Below are 15,342 nucleotides of genomic sequence, written 5' to 3'. Positions count from 1 at the left end.
CCCTCGGAGAACCATGCCCCACTGGTCCGTCTACACCGGCAACAGCGAACCGCACGACGGTATCGACCGGCTGCCCGCGCCCCCGCCCTGGCGGGCGTTCGACGGCGAGCCCGTGCTGCCCGCGCCCGGGGACGCCGACGACGAGGCGGCCGTCTCCCCCGACCGCGTCCACCGCGCCCGCACCTACGTCGCCACCGCGGAGAGCGTGCAGCTCGTGAACGCGGCGCTAGTGCTGCGCCGCCCGCTGCTCGTCACCGGCCCGCCCGGCACCGGCAAGTCCTCCCTGGCCTACGCGGTCGCCCGTGAGCTGGGCCTCGGCCCGGTGCTGCGCTGGAACATCACCAGCCGCTCCTCCCTGGCCGACGGCCTCTACCAGTACGACCCGCTGTCCCGGCTCTACGCGGCCCGCCAGGCGGCACGGCGGCCGGGGCACGAGCTGCCGTCCGGCGTCGAGGACCATCTGCGCCTCGGCCCCCTCGGCACCGCCCTGCTGCCCTACGGCCGGCCCCGCGCCCTCCTGGTCGACGAGATCGACAAGAGCGACCTCGATCTGCCCAACGACCTGCTGAACGTCCTGGAGGAAGGCCAGTACGAGATCCCCGAGCTGATGCGCTCCGCCCGCCACTCCGCCGAGGGCGCCACCGCCGAGGTCCTCGCCGACGGCACCGACACCCCGGTCACCGTCACGCGCGGCCGGGTCCGCTGCCGCGCCTTCCCGTTCGTCGTGCTCACCAGCAACGGCGAGCGCGAGTTCCCGCCCGCCTTCCTGCGGCGCTGTGTCCGGCTGAAACTGCGCCGGCCCGGCCGCGAGCAGCTCACCGAGATCGTCCGCGCCCATCTCGACACCCCGCCCGGCGAGGCGGAGCACCTCATCAACCGCTTCCTGGCCCGCGCGGCCGACGGCGAACTCGCCACCGACCAGCTCCTGAACGCCCTCTACCTCACCGGGGTCGCCGGACTGGACGCCGACTCCCGCGACGCGCTGGCGGAACAGCTGATGCCGTACCTCAGCGCGACGGCGGACGGCGATGGGTTCTGAGGAGACCGGGAGCGGCGAGACCTCCGCCCTGCAGCGGCTGACCACGCTCCTGACGGCTGCCGCGGACACCGCGCCCACCCCGCGCGAGCTTGCCGAACTGCTGTGGCTGGCCGGCAAGTTGCATGACGGCGAGGACGAGGGAACGGCGGCCGCCGAGTCCGCTCCCGCGGTCGCCCCCGGGGCGGAGAGCGCGGACGGTACGACGGTTCATGAGCCGCCCCCGCCCCCGCCGGGCGAACACGCTCCCGCCGACCGCGTCCCCCTCCGCCTCCCCGCCCAGGCGCCGCCCGGGCCCACTGCCGTCACCGCCGCCGGCACCCCGCTGCTCGCCCCCGCGCCCGCGATGCTCCCCCACCCCCTCGCGCTCCAGCGCGCCCTGCGCCCGCTGAAGCGCACGGTCCCGGCGGCCCGCGCCCGGCTGCTGGACGAACGGGCGACCGCCGACCGCATCGCACGGCTCGGCGCCCACCCGGACGTCTGGCTGCCCGTGCTGCGCCCCGCCCGCGACCGCTGGCTGCGCCTCAGCCTGGTCCACGACACCGGCCCGACGATGCCCGTCTGGCGGCCGCTCGTCCGCGAACTGCACACCGTGCTGGCCCAGTCGGGCGTCTTCCGCACGGTCACCCTGCACCCGGCGGGCCAGGACGGCACGGCCCGGCACGTCCCCGACCCGGGGGACGGCCGTACCGTCACCCTCGTCGTCAGCGACTGCATGGGCCCGCAGTGGCGCCCCGGCCCCGCGGGCCAACGCTGGTACCGCACCCTGCGGCACTGGGCGACGCGGATGCCGCTGGCCGTCGTACAGCCGCTGCCGGAACGGCTGTGGCCGACGACGGCGCTGCCGGCCGAGCCGGGTCTGCTGACCGTCCCGGCCGCGGCGGCCCCGCTGACCGCCCTCGGCTTCACGCCGTACGACCCCGAGGCGGCCGCGGCCCCGCCGGGCCCGGCCCTGCCGCTGCCCGTCCTGGAACCGGGCGGGCCGTGGCTGGCCAACTGGTCGGCGCTGGTGGCCTCCCCGGGCGGCGCCCGCGCCCCGGGCTCGGCGGCCTGGCTGCGCCCGGCCCCGCTCCCCGCCGGGGAGGCCGCCCCCGCCGCCGCCCTCCCCGCCCAGGACCTCGTACTGCGCTTCCGCGCCACCGCGTCCCCGCAGGCCTTCCGGCTGGCCGGCCATCTCGCCCTGGCCGTCCCCTCGGTCCCGGTGATGCGGCTGGTCCAGCGGGCCGTGGACCGCGATCCGCGCCCGCAGCACCTCGCCGAGGTGATCCTCAGCGGCATGCTGACCGCCGTCCCCGGCCCGCCCGGCTCCTACGAGTTCCGCCCGGGCGTCCGTGAACTGCTGCTGCGCACCCTGCCCCGCACGGCCCGGGGCCGCGCCCGTGAACTCCTGGAACGGGTCGGCGGGTTGATCGACGAGCGGGCGGGGCTGACGGCGGGCGGGTTCCGCGCGCACGCCGATGGCGGCGAACACCCGGACGGCGGACCGGCTTTCGCGACGGTGAGCGAGGACACGGTACGGCGGCTGGGCGGGGAGGTGGCCTCCCAGGAGCTGATCGGGGGGCGGTACCGGCTGCTCGGGCGGCGCGGGCCGGGGCGGCGGATGTGGCACGCGGTGGACGACCGCACCGGTGAGCAGGTCGTCGTCCATCTGTATCCGGAGCAACCCGCCCCGCAGGAACGGTTCCTGCGGGAGGCCGAAGTACTGGCCGGAATCGACGATCCGCATGTGGCTCGGGTGCGGGACTACGGCGTCGAGGGCGAAACCCCTTACCTGGTGGCTGAGTTCGTCGAGGGCGTCACGCTGACCGAGCTGGAGGAGGGCAGCGGGCCGGGGGTGTCCTTCCCGGTCTTCGCCCGGTTGCTGTGCGACGGCCGGGCGGGGCTGGCGGCGCTGCACCAGCGGGGTCTGGTGCGCGGACAGCGGGGCAGGAACGGCCTGCTGCTGCGTCCGGACGGCTCCGTGCTGATCAGCAGGTTCGCCCTGGGTGAGGAGTCCCGGGGCAAGGACCCGGCATCGGACTCGCTCGAGTTCACCGGACTGCTCCAGGAACTGGCGCGGGCCCTGCCCGTCCCGCCGAGGTTCCGCACCCTCGTCTCCCGGATCGGGCAGGGTGTCGTGCCGTCCGACGCACCGGCCGAACTCGCGGCGGCCCGGGACGCCGATCCGTTGCGGCTGCGGCTGCTCGGCCCGCTGCTGCTGGCCCGTGCGGCCGAGCCCCTGCCGACCCCCTCCCCCGAGGCCCAGGCCCTGCTGTGCATGCTCGTGCTCGGGCGGGGCCGCAGGTCCTACGACGACCTGGCCGCTGGTCTGTGGGAACAGCCGCCCGAGCCCCGGATCACCGCCCACAGCCGTGTGCACGCCCTGGCCCTGGAGCTCCGCGACCACCTGGGCCCGGGCACCGTCGCCGCCCTGGCCGACGGGTACGCCCTGTACGCGCCCGGTGCCTATGTCGACTCCGTCGCCTGCGAGGAGGTCCTCGCCCACCACGACCCCGCCCGGAACCCCCAGCAACGTCACGCCCTGCTGCAGGAAACGCTCACCCTCTTCCGCGGCGACCCCCTCGACGGCGTCCCCGGCCCCGCCGCCGAGGCGGCCCGCGCCCGGCTGCGCGGCCTCCGCGAGGAACTGCGGGCCGCCCTCGAAGAGTCCGAGCCGCCCGCCCTGCGCTTCGAGACCGACGCCGACCTCGCCGCACATCCCGAGAGCCGGATCACCCTCGAGTTCGCGGTTCACCAGGTTCTCTCCATGGGGGCCCTCACGCCCCAGCAGTACGAGGTCCATGTCCGTCCGAACGGCTACTCCGTCCGGGTGCGGGCCGGCACCGACCTGCTCCCCGTTCTCGTGGCCGCCCTGCGCTGGCTGCCCGAGCACTGGGCCACGCCCCCCGAACCACCGCGCCTGTTCGTCGCGTTCGGGATCCCGGCCCGCCGGACCATGAGGAGCGACGCCCGCATGCTGATCGCCGTCTCCACGGATCTCTACGACCGTTTCACGGCCAGCTCCGCCGCCTCCGGCCCGCACCGTCTCCACCCCCTCTACGGCGACTCGGGCGCGCCCACCGCCTGGTACCACCCCGGCCCCGGCGACCGGGACCTGGTGAAGGGCCCCCTGGTCACCCGTGACCTCGCCCGGCTCGGCATCCCCACTCCCGGCCGCACCGCGGTCGTGCACACCCGCCCCGAGGGCCCGCTCACCCTCCTCAACCCGGCCGACCCGTACGGCGGCGCACCGCCCCGCCCGGTGACGTCCTACGAGGTCGACCTCACCCCGCGGCACGCCGTCCACCAGGTCTCCCTGCCCAGTTCCGGCAAGGGCGACTTCACGGCCGCCGTCGAGCTGTCCTGGCGGGTCACCGACCCGGTGGCCTTCGTGCGGGCGGAGGTCGCGGAGGTCGGGCCGCGGCTGCTGGCCCACTTCCGGACGGTGGCGCCCGCGGTCACCCGCCATCACTCGGTGCGCCGGCCCGCGGGCGCCCAGCGGGCCGTCAACACCCAGGTGGGCGGCTGGCCGGTACCGGGGCTCACGGTGACGTGCGAGGTGACGTTGGCGCCGGACTACGCCCCGCCGCCCGAGGTGCGCAGACCGGAACCGGCCGGGCGCCCGCTGGCGGAGCTGCTCGGGGAGGCCGAGACCGTGCTGTTCGGCTTCGACGGGCCGCTGACCCGGCTGTTCACGGGTACCACCGCCCGCGCCGCCGCCCTCGACCTGCTCTCCGCGGCCGCCGAGCACCGCGACCCGGAGGACGGTCCGGCCGGCCGGGCGGCGGGGGACGCGGGCGTGGCGCGCGAGCTGTTCGCGCACCCGCTGGACGTGCTGCGGGCCTTCGCGCACGACCGGCTGGGGCCGCTGCTGCGGGACCGGCTCGACGAGCTGGAACTGCGGGCCGTACCGGACGCGCCCACCACCCATCACTCCGTCACCCTGGTCCGCACCCTGCACGAGACCGGGCGCCGGGTCGGGATCGCCACGGACGTGTGCGAGCAGGCCGTGCACCGGCATCTGGAGTCCCACCGGCTGCCGCTGCTCGCCGGTGTGCACGGCCGCAGCGACGATCTCGGCCGGCTGATGCCGCACCCCGACAGTCTGCTGCGCGCCCTGCGCCCGCAGGGCACACCCGCCCGCACCGGTGTGCTGGTCGGCTCCACGCTCGCCGAGCTGACCGCCGCCCAGCAGGTGGGTCTGCGGTTCGTCGGCCTCGCCCGCAATCCCACGGTCGAGCAGGAGCTGCGGGAGGCGGGCTGCGAGGTCACGGTGTCCTCGCTGGCCCCCGTGCTGGAGGCGGCGGCCTCGCTCTGAGGCACCCTCAGCAGAGGGCCGTCCGAGCGCCATTGAGAAATGTTCAGGGCGAAACCCCCATTCGGTCGCGCCCCGCCCGGCCCCCTTGGAGAGGCGGCCCCCCGTCCGGCCCCCGCAGGATGCGAAGGAGGCCGACCACCCGGCGGCCCACCCGCACGAGAGGCCCGCCGGTCCGGCGGCGCCCACGGTCTGTGCTCTCGGGAGGACCTGCCATGACCGCCAGTCTGGACCAGTTGCGCCGCTGCCACTTCGCCGTCGACCTGGGCGCCGCGCGGACCCGGGTGTTTGTGCGGGGGTCCGGGCTCGTCGTCGACCAGCCGTCCGTCGCGGCGGTGAACACCCGCACCGGGGCGCTGATCGCGGTCGGCGAGTTCGCCGAGAAGATGACGGGCCGCACTCCCCACTACATCCGGGTGATGCGCCCGGTGTCCGGCGGCACGGTCGTCGACATCGAGATGGCCCAGCGCATGCTGCGGCACCTGCTCGGCGACAAGATGCGCCGCCAGCTGCGCCGCAAGCCGTTCCTGCGGGCGGCGGCCTGCACCCCGCACGACGCGGACCCGCTGGCCCGCCGCGCCACCGTCGAGACGCTGGTCGGCCTCGGCGCCCGCCGTGTGGAGCTCGTCGACACCCTCATCGCCGCCGCGGTCGGCTGCGGGCTGCCCGTGGAGCAGCCGGAAGCCACCATGGTCATGGTGTGCGGAGCGGCCGCGACGCAGGTCGCGGTCCTCTCCCTCGGCTCCATCGTGACCGCCGAGCGGATCCCGGTGGGCGGCGAGGCGGTGGACCACGCGATCGTGCAACACCTGCGTCATGAACACGAGTTGATGCTGCCGAGCCAGTCCGTACGGCCGCTGCAGCTCGCCCTGTCCGGAAACGGGCTCACCCCGCACGGCCCGGCGTCCACGGAGATCCACGGCAGGGACGTGGCCACCGGCCTGGCCCGGTCCGTACAGGTCGACACGGCGGCCGTGCGGGACGCGATCGAGACCCCGCTGACGGCCGTGCTGGACGGCATCGGGCGGGTGCTGCGGGAGTGCCCGCCGGACCTGGTGGCCGACCTCGCCGACCGCGGGATCATGATGGTGGGCGGCTCGGCCCTGCTGCCGGGCTTCGACCACATGCTGCGCCAGGCCACCGGTATGCCGGTGCACATCGCCGAGCGGCCCGACATCTGCGCGGCGCAGGGGCTGGGAGCGATGCTGGAGGGCAGGATCGAGCCGCTGACGCTGGACCCGCTGGCCACCTGAGTTCCTTTTCAGGACCGGCCTTTATGAGCACTTTTCCACGAGTGGCGCGGTCTGTCATGGTGGTCAGGACCAGTACCCGGCAAGTAGGTTTCCCTCGATTTACCGTTCCGATCGGTGATGGAGGTCCCTGCATTGTCCCGTCGAGTACTGAACCTGATATCGGCCGCAGTCTGCGCCGGCGCCGCCGTGGTGGGCGCGGGCTGCCCGGCGAGCGCTGCGGAGTCCGAGCCCGAGGTCATTCCGATCGACCTGATTCTGGCCGGTTCCTACGCAGAACCGGTGCGCGACGCCATGGAAATCTGGAACACCGCAGTTCCCGGGATCAAGTTCGTCGAACAGGACACTCCGGCGGCTTTGCGGGTCAAGGAATACACGACTGCGAATGGCACCCAGTCGCACGTCTTCCTCAATGGATTAGGCAGAGGCTGGGTATATCTGGAGACCGGAGACGCCACGCTTTACCGGCCTTCCCGAATTGCCGTTCACGAACTCGGGCACATTCTGTCGCTCCCCGATCTCGGGCCGGGCAGCCCGTGCTCCAAGGTGATGTCCGGGGCGTGGGCGGGGACCGACTGCGTCAACGATCAGCCCGACGCGGAGGAGACTGCCGCGGTCGCGGACTTCTTCGCCACCCACGATGTCGGCGATCCGGTGCCGGGGTGGCTGGCATCGTCAGCGAGCTAGGACAGCCCCAGGTGCGCCGCCCCGGGTCTCAGGAGCGCGTGAGGAGTCCGCGTTCCAGGGCGACGACGACGGCGCGCGTGCGGTCGCTGACGTCGAGTTTCGCGAAGACCCGCAGAAGATGCGTCTTCACCGTGGCCTCGCCGATGACCAGGCGGCGGCCGATCTCGGCGTTGGACAGGCCGTCGGCGACCGCGTGCAGCACGTCCCGCTCGCGGGCGGTGAGCACGACCGGCGCCGGGCGGCGCATCCGGGCCACCAGACGCTCCGCGACCTTGGGCGCGAGGACCGTCTCACCGCGCGCCGCCGAGCGGATGGCGTCGGCGAGCTGCTCGCGGGTGGTGTCCTTGAGGAGATAGCCGACGGCGCCGGCCTCCACGGCTCGTTCGATCTCGACGTCCGTGTCGTACGTGGTGAGGATCAGCACCCGGGTGGCCACCGGCAGGGCGACGATCTCGGCGGTGGCGGCCACGCCGTCGAGCACAGGCATGCGCAGGTCGAGGAGGGCCACATCGGGGGCGAGCCGCTCGACGAGGTCGACGCCCTCGCGGCCGTCGCTCGCCTCGCCGACGATCTCCATCGTGGGCTCGCCGGTCAGCAGGGCGACGACTCCGGCGCGCATCACGGCGTGGTCGTCGACCACGACCACGCGGATCCGGTCGTACGCGGTGTCGGTCATGGTCGGTCCTGACTGTGTGTGGGAAGGCTGGCGAGGACACGGGTGCCGTCCCCGAGGGAGCTGGTGACGGCGAGTCCGCCGTCGAGTTCGGCCAGCCGCCGGCGCATGCCGTCGAGGCCGAACCCACGGGACTCCTCGACGACGAAGCCGCGGCCGTCGTCGGTGATCTCCAGTTCGACACCGCCCGGGAGTTCGGTGAGGACGACGCCGACGGTGGAGGCGCCCGAGTGTTTGCGCACGTTGGCGAGGGACTCCTGGGTGCAGCGCAGGAGGGCGACGCGGGTGCGCTGGTCCAGGTCGATGTCGGGCAGTTCTGCGGTGACGGTGAGGCCGGTGTCCTGGACGAAGCGGTCCAGGGTTCTGCGCAGGGTGGTGGCCAGCGAGCCGGGTGCGACGCCGCTCTCGGGGGCGGAGCCGACGAGCACCCGGGCCTCGGCCAGGTTCTCGCGGGCGGTCTGCTCGATGGAGGTGAGCTGCTCGGCGCAGCGTGCGGGGTCGGTGACGGTGGCGGCGCGGGCGGCCTCCGCGAGCACCACGATGGAGGCGAAGCCCTGGGCGAGGGTGTCGTGGATCTCCCGGGCGAGCCGTTCGCGCTCTTCGGCCGCGCCCTGCTGCTGATACGCGGCCGCCAGCTCCGCCTGGGCGACGGCCAGTTCGGTGGTCAGTTGTTCCTGCCGCTCGTTGCTCTGGCCGACGAAGCGGTGCACCCACAGCCCCAGCCCCGCCCCTGCGGCATAGGCGACGACGGTGAACACCGTGTTCCCCGTGAGGAATTGAGGGCTCCAGCCCTGGTCCAGTGTGCCGCCGAACACGGTGAGGGCCGCGGCAGCCCCGCTGAGCGTGATCGCGTCCCGCGGGGCGCGGGTGAAGAGCCAGAACTGCGGCAGGGACACCACGTAGAAGGCGGCCCCGCCGTCCAGGAGGTAGGACGTCGCGCCCAGGACGAGGGCGAGGACGGCGAGATAGGTGCGGGGCGGCAGGACGGCGTTGTCCGGCCGGGTGAGAACGACGGTGTGGCAGAGCGCGATCAGGGCGAGCAGGCCGAACAGCCAGTACCTCCGGGCCGGCGACGCGTCGAGCACGGCGACGGCCGGGGGCAGCAGGCCGAACAGGATCCAGACCGCTGAGTTCCAGAGGCGGACACGGTCCGGGGTGAGCCGGTCGTCCGGCTGCTGCCGCCGCTGGGTCACGGTGCTTCACCTCGTTCGTAAGAGGGTTGATTCGTAAGGGAGTTGAGGGGGCGAGGGCCGAGCCGGTCAGCCTACCGACTCCAGGGGGCGGGGGGTCTGTCCGGTGCCGCGGCGGGCACGGCTCACTCCGCGGGAGGGCCACCAGTTGGCCTCGCCGAGCAGGAGCATCAGGGACGGCAGGACCAGCATGCGGATGACGAAGGCGTCCAGGAGGACGGCGACCGCGAGGCTGAAGCCGATCTGCTTCATCTCGATCAGGTGCAGGGCCGCGAAGCTGGCGAAGACCGTGACCATGACCACGGCGGCGCTGGTCACCACGCCCGCCGAGCTGCCGATGCCCTCGATCACGGCCCTGCGGGTCGGGACTCCGCGCAGGGCGGCTTCCCGGATCCGGCTGATCACGAAGACCTGGTAGTCCATCGACAGGCCGAACAGGATCACGAAGAGGAACAGCGGGACACGGGAGCCGATCGACCCGGTGGAGTCGAAGTCGACCAGGCCTTCGGCCCAGGTGTGCTGGAAGACCATGACGAGGATGCCGAGCGAGGCGGCGGCGGAGAGGAGGTTGAGGACGATGCCGACCAGGCCGAGGACCACGGAGCGGAACGCGTGGACGGTCATGGCGAAGGTGACCAGGAGGAGTGCCCCGATGATGAGGGGCAGCTTCTGTTCCTGGTGGGTCGGGTAGTCGGTGTAGCGGGCGACGTCACCGGTCACGGCGGTCTCGGCGCCCTTCACCCGGCCGACGGTCTCCGGGACGTACGTGTCGCGGATGTCCTTGAGCGAGGACTGGGCCTCGTCGCTGCTGACGTAGTGCGGGACCTGCAGTTGGAGCATGCTGATCCGCTTGTCGGGCGACGTGGTCAGCCGGGAGGTGCCGCTCAGACGCGGGTCGTCCTCGACGTCGGCGGCGAGTTCGCGCAGGGCGGCGGTGACCTCGGGCGAACGGTCGGCGTCGGCGCGGACGACGACCTGGTGCATGGACTTCAGCTCGGGGTAGGCCGCGTTAAGCCGGTCGTAGACCTGCATGGCGACGATGGAGCGGGAGTGCGTCTCGCGGCCCATGTCGGTGAGCTTGAGGCCGAGGACCGGGGCGGCGAGGGCGAGCAGCCCGACGACGGTGACGGTGAGCGTGGCGACAGGGTGCCTGGCGACGGGGCGCAGCACGGCGGCGGTCAGCCGGCCGGGGCCGGTCCTGTGCGTCTTCCACTTCTTCGGCGCGAGCCCGCGGGCCGTCCGGCGCTCGGCACGGCGCTCGGCGCGCATGCCCAGTGCGGCGAGGAGGGCGGGCAGCACGGTCAGGGAGCTGACGACGGCGACGAGGGTGACGACGATCGCGCCGGTGGCGATGGACGAGAAGATGACGTCGTCGGCGAGGTAGAGGGTGGCGCTGGAGACGGCGACGGCGAGACCGGAGAGGACGACGGCCCGGCCCGAGGTGGCGGCGGCGAGTTCGACGACGGCCTGCGGACTCAGTCTGCCGCCGGCGCGGGCCCGCTCCTCACGTTCGCGCTTGAGGTAGAAGAGGGTGTAGTCGACGCCGACGGCGAGGCCGATGAGCAGGATGACGTTGGTGCCGACGCCCGCGTCGGGGAAGACGTGCGAGGCCACCATCGACAGGCCGACGGCCGCGACGATCGAGGACAGGGCGAGCAGCAGCGGCACGAGGGCCATCGCCACCGAGCTGAAGACCAGCAGCAGGGTGATGAGGGTGACCGGGAGGGCGATCACCTCGGTGCGGGAGAGGTCGTCTCCGCGCAGCTTTTCTACGCCTTTGCTGATGGACGGCGATCCGGTCTCCTCGACGCGCAGCCCGGGGTTGGCCTGCTGGACGGCCGCGGTCTGCTCGATCAGCGGGTCGACGTGCTTCTTGCCCTCCAGTTCCGGGCCCTTCATGGTGACGGTGACCCGCACCGCGGTGTCGTCCGTGCTGCGGACCGGGGCGGCGACGGAGAGCACCTCGGGGAGTCCGCCCATCCGGGCGGCGACGTCGGCGGCGGCCGAGTCGGCCGCGGCGACGTCGAGCTTTCCGGTGCCCGGCCTCGCGGTGATCAGGACGTGTTCGACGGGGCGCTGTTGTAACCCGCCCTCCGCGGCGATCGCCTCGCCGCGTCCCGCCTCTCCGATGCGGAAGTCCTCGGTGGTCGCCGCGTGGGTGCCGACGGAGATTCCGGCACCGAGGCACAGGACGACGAACACGAACCAGCCGACGATGCCCCGCCACGGGTGGGCGGCGCTCCAACGAGCCATGTTCACGGGAAGATTCTTCATGGCGTCCATGCTCTTCGCGGGAGGTGTGGCGCCGACAGCAGCGACCGGTTGAACCTGAGGTCCACCGACTGGTGGACCCCGGTCCGGCTCGGTGGAGGCCGAGGACGTGGAGGACCGTCCCGTGGCGCTCGGGTTCCTGGCAGCGCCGCGCGCGGTCGCGCGAGCCGGCCCGTGCTGGTCTCAGTCGCGTTCAGGTGAGTTGATCGCGACGAGTTCGACTTCGAAGCCGTCGTCGTTCTCCAGGTAGGCGGCGTAGTGCTGTCTGCCGCCGGCGTGGGGATGGCGCTCGGGGAACATCAGGTGCCAGCCACGCAGGGCGCCCTCGGACACCAGCTTCTCGACCGTGGTGGCGTCCTGGACGTGGAAGGCCAGGTGGTTCAGCCCCGGGCGGCAGCGGTCGTGGTCTTCGGCGGTGAGGGCCGGGGACTGCTCGATGACCAGGTAGGTCGGCCCGAGCCGCCAACTGCGTCCGCGGTCCCAGCTCTGGGAGAGGTCGTAACCCAGCGCCTCCAGCAGCCAGCCGAGCGAGGCGAGCGCGCGGTCGAGGTCCGGCACCCACAGCTCGACGTGGTGCAGTGCGCCGTGCAATGGCCGGATCATGCGGCGACCGCCGCGGCGCGTCCGACGAGCCGGCCTCTTCGGAAGCGGGTGCCTTCCCGGACGATCGCGTCGGTCGAGGGGCCGTTCGGCGTCATGGAGAGCGCACCTTTCCCGGGAGTGGCATCGCGCTCGGATCGCTCATGGGCCCACCGTCCCAGCCGTGCGAGGCGGGGGCCACCTCAATTCATCTCATGATCGGAAGGAGATCGCCGACCTCATACGTCACTCCGCGCGCAAACGTTACGTGCGCGAAACCTTGACGATCAACGGGGCGGGTGCCACGATTCCGGCGCCGCCATGTTTACGCAAACATCAGCCACTGCGAGCCTCCGATGTTTACGCAAACATCAGAGCCGAAAGGGCAAGTCGATGCGCAAGACCCCCGCCAGAGCCTCCCTCTCCTCCTCGAGGTCCCCCCACCTGCGTGCCGCCCTCGTCGCGGTCGCCGTCGCCGCGGTCGCCGGCAGCACCCTCGCCGGCACCCCCGCCTCCGCCGCCGCCCGCCCGGCCATGGACACGACCCAGTTCAAGGGCGTCAACTGGGCCGATCCGCGCGACAACTTCGCCGACGACCTCCTGCAGCTGTCGGGTCTGTCGACGACCGACACCTACCGGCAGACCTACGCGAAGGCGACCCGCGTCGTCGCGGCCTTCCGCGCCAACCTCGGCGCCAACACGGTGCGGCTGCCGATCAACCCGTACACGGTGAACGGCGCGTACTGGAAGTCGTACCGGGGGGTCATCGACGCGGCGTCCGACCAGGGCTTCAAGGTCATCGTGTCCTACTGGGAGGGCACGGGAGACCGCAAGGACGGCTTCATCGACGACGAGGCCACGTACTGGCCGATGTGGAACACCGTGGTGAAGGCCTACAAGAACGACGAGCGCGTCTACTTCGAGCCGATGAACGAGCCGCACGGCTACACGGACACCGAGTGGGCCGACATCGCCGCGAAGTGGCTGAACACCTACAGGTCGGTGCCGCGAAACCGGGTCTTCGTCAGCGGCGCCGGCTACAACGACCACGTCACCTCGGTCTGCGCCGACCCCCGCCTGAAGGGCACGTACCTCTCCCTCCACACTACGGCTTCTGGAAGTCGTACGCCACCTACGACGAGTGGGTGGCCGACCTGAAGGTCCGCATCGGGGACTGCGCGAACCGGACCGTGGCGGACGAGTTCGGCGCACCGATGACGGACGGCCTGAACTACGACGTGAAGACCCCGGACAACAACTTCATCAACTACGTCCAGGCCGTCACCGACACCTTCCGCGAACTGAAGATGGGCTCCGTGTACTGGCCGGGCCTGCGCACCGACGACACGTACTCCATCCAGAAGCTCGTCGGCCCCGCCGACCGCCCCTGGCTGACCACCACCAACCAGTCCGGCGCGGACCGCCTGGCCTGGGCGTGGGGACGCGGCAAGCCGGTCGGGAACTGACACCCCGTCGAACTCGCCGGACGGTCGGCCTGGGGGCCGGCGGTCCGGCGAGACCGGCGTGCGGGATGACCTTGTAGGTTCCGGCGTATGACGAACAACGTACGGATCGGCGTGATGTTCGACCGCGACCGGGATCCCGCGGGGCTCCCGGGGTTCGCGCGGGAAGTGGAAGCGCTCGGGGTGGACGACCTGTGGGTGGTCGAGGATCTCGGGTGGAACGGCGGGGTCTCGGCGGCGGCGGTGGCGCTGGGGGCGACGGAGCGGATCCGGGTGGGTATCGGCATCGCCCCCGCCCCGCTGCGCAGCCCGGCGCTGCTGGCGATGGAAGTGGCCACTCTGGCACGGGTGTTCCCCGGCCGGCTCGTCGCCGGGATCGGGCACGGAGTACAGGAGTGGATGGCCCAGGTGGGCGTAGCGGCGCGCTCCCCACTCGCCCTGCTGGAGGAGACCGTCACCTCGGTGCGGGCGTTGCTGCGCGGGCAGAGGGTGGAGCTGGAGGGGCGTGAAGTCCGGCTGGACGGGGTCAAGTTGGTGCATCCGCCGGCCGAACCGCCGCCGGTGGTCGCCGGTGTCGTACGGCCCCGGTCCCTCGAGCTGTCCGGGCGGGTCGCGGACGGCACGCTGATCGCCGAAGGGCACGGGCCGCGGGACCTGGAGAACATTCGTGCGCTGACGGCGAAGGGCGGCGCCGGGCCCGGCCACACCCTGACGGCCTTCGCCTTCGCCTGCGTGGGCGACGACCCCGACGAGGTGGCCCGCACCCTCCACCCGCACACCGAGGGCCACGGCGCCTGGCTCGGCCGCCCGCAGGAGGAGGTGTTCACGGTGTCCGGCAGCCCCGCGCAGGCCGCCGGCCACATCGGCGAGCTCGCGGCGGCCGGCGCGGACACGGTCGTGCTGCGGATGGTGGGACCGGAGCCGCTGCGGCAGCTGGAAGCCGTACTGGAAGCGGCCGGGCGCCGAGGGTGAGGACACCGTTCGGGGCGGATCCGGGGCCCGCGCCGATCCGCGGAAGCGGGTCGGAAGTGGATCGGAAGCATATCGGCAGGAGGAAGGGCTGGTAGCGGAAGCGGCGGATCTGGTCACATCTCGTCATGGCCGCACCGGAGGTCTGTGACTCTGGACGGGTCGGCGAGAACAGCGAGGATCCCGCGGTCTGCCGGGAGTTGTGAGGGGCCCCATGAATCATGTGCAGCATCCCGTCGATGCGACGGGCACCAGACCCGGCGGCACCTACGAGGCCCCGAGCCTGTTACCCACCGCCGGCCAGGAGCGGACGTATGCGCTGCTCATCGCCGGCATCCCCCTGCTGCTGATTCTGCTGGTCGCCGTCCTGCCGTCGCTCGTCTCCGGCGGCTCCGGGTCGTCCGGGGCCGCCGACGGCCCGGGCGGCGGCTGGTACGCGGGGCCGACGGCCTCGTACTCCGCGGACGGGCCCGAGGACGACCCGTTCCCCTCCGAGACCGTGCGGACCGACAGCGTCGACAGCCCGGACCCGTGGGCGGCGACGCCGTCCGACAGCGCCGGCCCGTCCGACACCGCCGACCCGACGGCCGGCCCCACCGGGGTCGGGACGTCGGCCGGTCCCGGCGCGACGGTCGAGCAGTTCTACGACGCCATCAACGCGCGCGACTTCGAGACGGCCTGGGATCTCGGCGGCAAGAACCTCGGTGACCCCGGTTACGAGGCCTTCGTGTCGGGCTACGCCGAGACCCGGCACGCCGATGTCGTCGTCGAGTCCGTTCAGGACGACACCGTCTCGGTCAGCCTGAGCGCCGAACTGAACGACGGCAGGCAGGAGTCGTACAGCGGCGAGTACACCGTGGTCGACGGGGTCATCACCGGCGGCTCGATGAGCCGTACCGGATGATCACCGACCCCCGAGAGCGGAGCAGC

The 15,342-nt window shown here is 72.8% G+C and carries 10 protein-coding genes and 1 pseudogene; 7 read left to right on the top strand and 4 right to left on the bottom strand.

Going from position 1 to position 15,342, the window contains the following annotated elements:
- Positions 1 to 13: 13 nt before the first annotated feature.
- The 4 genes from ABT057_RS45130 to ABT057_RS45115 all read left to right on the top strand — a co-directional run bounded on the left by ABT057_RS45130 (position 14) and on the right by ABT057_RS45115 (position 7,267).
- Positions 14 to 1,039 (top strand): AAA family ATPase, encoded by a 1,026-nt coding sequence (locus ABT057_RS45130; RefSeq protein WP_352350458.1) that lies wholly within the window; start codon positions 14 to 16, stop codon positions 1,037 to 1,039.
- Positions 1,029 to 5,333 carry an SAV_2336 N-terminal domain-related protein gene (locus ABT057_RS45125; protein ID WP_352350456.1) on the top strand — a complete coding sequence of 1,435 codons (4,305 nt, stop codon included), beginning with the start codon at positions 1,029 to 1,031 and terminating at the stop codon, positions 5,331 to 5,333. Before ABT057_RS45130 ends, ABT057_RS45125 begins: the two co-directional genes overlap by 11 nt.
- Before the next feature lie 212 nt (positions 5,334 to 5,545).
- On the top strand, positions 5,546 to 6,583 hold the full coding sequence (locus ABT057_RS45120) for a rod shape-determining protein (RefSeq protein WP_352350454.1): 1,038 nt from the start codon (positions 5,546 to 5,548) through the stop codon (positions 6,581 to 6,583).
- Positions 6,584 to 6,700: 117 nt separating this feature from the next.
- Positions 6,701 to 7,267 (top strand): snapalysin family zinc-dependent metalloprotease, encoded by a 567-nt coding sequence (locus ABT057_RS45115; RefSeq protein ID WP_352350492.1) that lies wholly within the window; start codon positions 6,701 to 6,703, stop codon positions 7,265 to 7,267.
- A 28-nt stretch (positions 7,268 to 7,295) separates the two neighbouring features.
- Here ABT057_RS45115 and ABT057_RS45110 read toward each other — a convergent pair whose 3' ends face one another.
- From ABT057_RS45110 to ABT057_RS45095, 4 genes are all read right to left on the bottom strand, one after another.
- Positions 7,296 to 7,943, bottom strand: a complete 648-nt coding sequence (locus ABT057_RS45110; RefSeq protein WP_352350452.1) for a response regulator — start codon at positions 7,941 to 7,943, stop codon at positions 7,296 to 7,298.
- Positions 7,940 to 9,133, bottom strand: coding sequence for a sensor histidine kinase (locus ABT057_RS45105; RefSeq protein ID WP_352350450.1), 1,194 nt, complete (start codon positions 9,131 to 9,133; stop codon positions 7,940 to 7,942). The genes ABT057_RS45110 and ABT057_RS45105 overlap by 4 nt, the downstream gene beginning before the upstream one ends.
- A 66-nt stretch (positions 9,134 to 9,199) precedes the next feature.
- Positions 9,200 to 11,404, bottom strand: a complete 2,205-nt coding sequence (locus tag ABT057_RS45100; RefSeq protein WP_352350448.1) for an MMPL family transporter — start codon at positions 11,402 to 11,404, stop codon at positions 9,200 to 9,202.
- Positions 11,405 to 11,584: 180 nt separating this feature from the next.
- Entirely contained in the window at positions 11,585 to 12,004 is a 420-nt protein-coding gene (locus ABT057_RS45095) for a VOC family protein (RefSeq protein WP_352350446.1), read from the bottom strand.
- Positions 12,005 to 12,373: 369 nt separating this feature from the next.
- On the opposite strand from ABT057_RS45095, the pseudogene ABT057_RS45090 reads away from it, so the two are divergent.
- From ABT057_RS45090 to ABT057_RS45080, 3 genes and pseudogenes are all read left to right on the top strand, one after another.
- A pseudogene (locus ABT057_RS45090) lies at positions 12,374 to 13,446 on the top strand (glycoside hydrolase family 5 protein).
- Positions 13,447 to 13,533: 87 nt separating this feature from the next.
- Positions 13,534 to 14,415 carry an LLM class flavin-dependent oxidoreductase gene (locus ABT057_RS45085; RefSeq protein WP_352350444.1) on the top strand — a complete coding sequence of 294 codons (882 nt, stop codon included), beginning with the start codon at positions 13,534 to 13,536 and terminating at the stop codon, positions 14,413 to 14,415.
- 211 nt (positions 14,416 to 14,626) lie between these two features.
- Positions 14,627 to 15,316 (top strand): hypothetical protein, encoded by a 690-nt coding sequence (locus tag ABT057_RS45080; protein WP_352350442.1) that lies wholly within the window; start codon positions 14,627 to 14,629, stop codon positions 15,314 to 15,316.
- Positions 15,317 to 15,342 lie beyond the last annotated feature (26 nt).

Source organism: Streptomyces sp. NPDC002588, from assembly GCF_040295925.1.
Taxonomy (GTDB): Bacteria; Actinomycetota; Actinomycetes; order Streptomycetales; family Streptomycetaceae; genus Streptomyces.
Note: the sequence above shows the minus strand (reverse complement) of the source record. Positions and strands in the feature narration are given on the sequence as shown.

Bases quoted from the DNA above. Each gene is read 5' to 3' on its own strand.
- ABT057_RS45130 (WP_352350458.1), top strand. From the start codon at position 14: ATGCCCCACTGGTCCGTCTACACCGGCAACAGCGAACCGCACGACGGT.
- ABT057_RS45125 (WP_352350456.1), top strand. From the start codon at position 1,029: ATGGGTTCTGAGGAGACCGGGAGCGGCGAGACCTCCGCCCTGCAGCGG.
- ABT057_RS45120 (WP_352350454.1), top strand. From the start codon at position 5,546: ATGACCGCCAGTCTGGACCAGTTGCGCCGCTGCCACTTCGCCGTCGAC.
- ABT057_RS45115 (WP_352350492.1), top strand. From the start codon at position 6,701: ATGGAGGTCCCTGCATTGTCCCGTCGAGTACTGAACCTGATATCGGCC.
- ABT057_RS45110 (WP_352350452.1), bottom strand. From the start codon at position 7,943: ATGACCGACACCGCGTACGACCGGATCCGCGTGGTCGTGGTCGACGAC.
- ABT057_RS45100 (WP_352350448.1), bottom strand. From the start codon at position 11,404: ATGAAGAATCTTCCCGTGAACATGGCTCGTTGGAGCGCCGCCCACCCG.
- ABT057_RS45095 (WP_352350446.1), bottom strand. From the start codon at position 12,004: ATGATCCGGCCATTGCACGGCGCACTGCACCACGTCGAGCTGTGGGTG.
- ABT057_RS45085 (WP_352350444.1), top strand. From the start codon at position 13,534: ATGACGAACAACGTACGGATCGGCGTGATGTTCGACCGCGACCGGGAT.
- ABT057_RS45080 (WP_352350442.1), top strand. From the start codon at position 14,627: ATGAATCATGTGCAGCATCCCGTCGATGCGACGGGCACCAGACCCGGC.